Here is a 1,806-nt window from a genome sequence, read left to right on the forward strand (position 1 = left end):
AAACCAGATCTCTACAGAAATAAAAAAAGAGCTGAATGCCCGGCTGGAAGAGTTTTCCAATTTTACAGACACCCTGGAAGAAACATTTGAAAACCGCGAACAAATTGAAATATCGCGTCATTATGACCGCCAGCCTAAAGCTACGCTGGTTGCCATAAAAGAATTTGAAGACGGCGAAACGTTTTACAGAAAGGCTGAAGTGCCGGAAGAATAACATTGCTATACTCCCTTAGCATATCCAACTTTGCCCTCATCAATGTTTTGGAAGTCGATTTCTCTGAGGGCCTTACCATCATTACCGGGGAAACGGGTGCTGGGAAATCCATTATATTGGGAGCGTTGTCCCTGCTGTTGGGGGAAAAGGCCGATGTGGATTTCTTACGGGACCCCGCTGCCAACGCCGTAGTAGAAGCGTGTTTCAGAATTCCGAAAACAGATCCGGACCTGGAGCAACTGCTTGCCGACAACGGACTGGATTACGCAGACGAGCTGACCGTACGGCGCGTTGTCTACCCTACCGGGAAAAGCCGGGCTTATGTAAACGACCAGCCGTCCAACCTGCCTCTTTTAAAGTCATTGGGTAACGGACTGATAGACGTCCATTCACAACACGAGAACCTGTTGCTCTCCAACAACGAGTACCCGTTACACATGGTGGACGCCTTTGCCGGACAATCATCGGTAACACAACAATACAAAACAATCCACAGGGAAGTAACCACGCTGGCGGCACGGGTGCGTACCTTGCGGGCTTCGTATGAAAAAAAACAACAGGATACGGACTACCTGCAATTTCAGTACGACAAGCTGGAACAGGCCAACTCGGTGACCGGCGAACAGGAAGGGCTGGAAGAGGAGCTGAAATTATTGGAACATGCTACGGACATAAGGCAGTCTTTGTACCGGATAACGTACATTCTGGAAGAAGGGGAGCTGCCGGTACTGGCAAGTATAAAAGAGGCCGAGCGGTTGGCAGCGTCCATGGCGGAACACCACAAGGACTACAGCCAGATGGGTGAACGGTTGGAGCAGGCGCGGGTAGAGTTGAAGGACCTGGCGCAGGAATGTGCCCGGGCCTTGGAGCAAGTGCGGGAACAGCCGGGCAGGATAGACAGTGTGGGAGAGCGGCTGGATACCCTCTATACATTGGAACGCAAGCACAACGTTCAATCGGTAGAAGAATTGATGGCTCTAAAAGCCGGGTTTGCCCGGCAGCTGGAAGCAGTGCAAAACGATTCCACCTTGCTGGAACAACTGGAAGAGGAACTGCGCTTGCAAACCGGGGAAAGAAACCGCCTGGCCGCGACCTTGCACAAAGAACGAGCCGAGGCTCTGGACAAATTGGCTGCCTTGCTTTGCGCCCGCCTGGCGCTCCTGGGGATACCGGATGCGCAACTTACCTTTGATTTGAACCTTCAACCGCACTACGGACCTTTGGGGAACAGCAGCCTGCAGGTGTTTTTCTCGGCCAACAAAGATATGGCACCCCGGGAATTGAGCAGCATTGCGTCGGGGGGAGAGATGTCCCGCCTGATGCTGTGTGTAAAATCGGTGGTGGCACAAAGTGCCGGGTTGAGTACCATTATTTTTGACGAGGTAGATATGGGGGTGTCCGGAAAAATTGCAGACAGCATGGGCGATATGATCCACGATCTTTCGGAAAATATGCAGGTACTGGCTATTACACACCTGCCGCAGGTGGCAGCCAAAGGCAAGACCCATTACCTGGTAAGGAAAGACCTGGTAGAAGACGTTACACAAACAAATATAGTGCAACTGGACGGCGAGGAGCGGATTCTGGAAATA

General features: G+C 51.7%; 2 protein-coding genes. Both read left to right on the forward strand.

Features of this window, described 5'->3' with window-relative positions:
• Positions 1-214, forward strand: a 214-nt coding sequence (locus GX839_07665; GenBank protein NLB05329.1) for an RNA polymerase Rpb6, incomplete at its 5' end; no start/stop codon positions are given.
• A gap of 2 nt (positions 215-216) precedes the next feature.
• Positions 217-1,806: DNA repair protein RecN (locus tag GX839_07670; protein NLB05330.1), on the forward strand; the 1,590-nt coding region annotated here is incomplete at its 3' end.

The sequence above is a fragment of the Fastidiosipila sp. genome, from assembly GCA_012511175.1.
Classification (GTDB): Bacteria; Bacillota; Clostridia; order Saccharofermentanales; family DTU023; genus UBA4923.